A 1,691-nucleotide genomic window follows, 5' to 3' on the forward strand; every position below is an offset into this window, starting at 1 on the left:
GGACGGTGGGGGTCACAGGTGGGCCACCCCGTCCGGCACCTCGTAGAAGGTGGGATGGCGGTAGACCTTGTCCGCCGCCGGGTCGAAGAAGGCGTCCTTCTCGTCCGGGCTGGACGCGGTGATCGCGCCCGCCGGTACCACCCAGATCGAGACGCCCTCCTGCCGACGGGTGTAGAGGTCCCGGGCGTTGCGCAGGGCCAGCTCGGCGTCCGGGGCGTGCAGACTGCCGACGTGGCTGTGCGACAACCCGCGCCGGGGCCGGACGAAGACCTCCCACAACGGCCACTGTTCCGTGGTCACGCCGCCACCCTCTCCCTCTCGGCCGCCCGCTTCGCGGCGTACGCCGCAGCGGCCTCCCGTACCCAGGCCCCGTCGGCGTGGGCGCGACGGCGGTGCGTCATCCGTTCCCGGTTGCACGGCCCGTCGCCCTTGATCACCCGCATCAGCTCGTCGTAGTCCGGCTGGGTGTAGTCGTACGCCTGGCGGTCCTCGTTCCACCGCAGGTCGGGGTCGGGCAGGGTGAGCCCGAGGATCTCCGCCTGCTGCACGCACATGTCCACGAAGCGTTGGCGCAGCTCGTCGTTGGAGAAGCGCTTGATCTTCCAGGCCATCGACTGGGCGGAGTGCGTGGAGTCGCCGTCCGGTGGGCCGAACATCGCCAGGGACGGGTACCACCAGCGGTCGATGGCGTCCTGGGCCATCGCCTTCTGCGCCGGGGTGCCGTGCGACAGGGTGTGCAGGATCTCGTACCCCTGGCGCTGGTGGAACGACTCCTCCTTGCAGACCCGGATCATCGCGCGGGCGTACGGGCCGTAGGAGCAGCGGCAGAGCGGGACCTGGTTGACGATCGCCGCGCCGTCCACCAGCCAGCCGATCGCGCCGACGTCGGCCCAGCTGAGGGTGGGGTAGTTGAAGATCGAGCTGTACTTCTGCCGGCCGGCGAGCAGCAGCTCGACCAACTCGTCCCGGGTGATCCCGAGGGTCTCGGCGGCGGCGTACAGGTAGAGCCCGTGACCGGCCTCGTCCTGCACCTTCGCCAGCAGGATGGCCTTGCGCTTCAGGGACGGCGCCCGGGAGATCCAGTTCCCCTCGGGCTGCATCCCGATGATCTCCGAGTGGGCGTGCTGGGCGATCTGCCGGATCAGCGTCTTGCGGTACGCCTCGGGCATCCAGTCCCTCGGCTCGATCTTCTGGTCGGCCGCGATCACCTCGTCGAAGTACGCCTGGAGGTCGTCGCCGGGCGCCGGGCCGTCCGGTCGGCCCCGCTCGGCGGCCCGCCGGAGCGCCTCCTCCGCCGCCTCGACCTGTCCGAGCAGGCCACCACCGGGAGCGTCGTCGGTACCGGGGAAGTCGTTGCCATACACGCGACAAGTGTTACAGCTTACGATTGGCAACACTAGGGGCTGTCACAGATTTCAGTGCGCGACCGCCGGCCGTCGCGCGGCTGACCACGCGGGGAACGAGATCCGCCAACAGTGAGATGGGTCACAAAAGTCCGGAAATCCCATACCCGAATCGCCGAAATGGCTAGTTAGTCCCGATTAATCAGAGCTTGCTGATGTCGCGTCGTGGCGGGCCGGCATTCCGGACGTAGACTTTCCCGGTCCACGCAATCGGCTCCTGACGATCGTCGAACGACCGAGGCCGCCCACCCCCGGCCCCCGTGATCGCCGAGCCGCACCGGTCCGGTC

At 69.1% G+C, this 1,691-nt stretch carries 2 protein-coding genes; both read right to left on the bottom strand.

What is annotated here, in order from left to right:
* Positions 1 to 12: 12 nt before the first annotated feature.
* Positions 13 to 300 (bottom strand): 1,2-phenylacetyl-CoA epoxidase subunit PaaB, encoded by a 288-nt coding sequence (gene paaB, locus GSF22_RS33385; RefSeq protein ID WP_208817888.1) that lies wholly within the window; start codon positions 298 to 300, stop codon positions 13 to 15.
* Positions 297 to 1,364, bottom strand: coding sequence for a 1,2-phenylacetyl-CoA epoxidase subunit PaaA (gene paaA, locus GSF22_RS33390; protein ID WP_208817889.1), 1,068 nt, complete (start codon positions 1,362 to 1,364; stop codon positions 297 to 299). Before paaA ends, paaB begins: the two co-directional genes overlap by 4 nt.
* Positions 1,365 to 1,691: the final 327 nt, after the last annotated feature.

Source organism: Micromonospora echinofusca (assembly GCF_017614955.1).
Classification (GTDB): Bacteria; Actinomycetota; Actinomycetes; order Mycobacteriales; family Micromonosporaceae; genus Micromonospora; species Micromonospora echinofusca_A.